This is a genomic window from Aequorivita aurantiaca (genome assembly GCF_030410135.1).
Classification (GTDB): Bacteria; Bacteroidota; Bacteroidia; order Flavobacteriales; family Flavobacteriaceae; genus Aequorivita; species Aequorivita aurantiaca.
Genome location: NZ_JAUGQQ010000051.1, coordinates 1 through 310 on the forward strand (window position 1 = coordinate 1; position 310 = coordinate 310).

Below are 310 nucleotides of genomic sequence, written 5' to 3' on the forward strand. Positions count from 1 at the left end.
GGTAGTGGGCTATACCTTCCGAGTAAAGAACACGGGCAACGTTACCCTAACCAACGTTATGGTCACCGATCTAGTTGGTGGCGTGACGGTGAGCGGCGGACCAATCGCTGGCCTGGCACCGGGTGCGGAGGACACGACTACCTTCACCGCGACCTATACCATTACACAGGCGGACATTGACGCCGGTACATTCTCCAACAGCGCTGAGGTTGTCGGAACTCCACCGAGCGGACCGAACGTGACCGATATTTCCGATAATGACAGCTATGTTGGCCAGGACCCAACGGTTATCATCCTTTGTACAAATGCA

At 55.2% G+C, this 310-nt stretch carries 1 protein-coding gene; it reads left to right on the plus strand.

What is annotated here, in order from left to right:
- Positions 1–310: DUF7507 domain-containing protein (locus QRD02_RS14375; protein ID WP_290255654.1), on the plus strand; the 310-nt coding region annotated here is incomplete at both ends.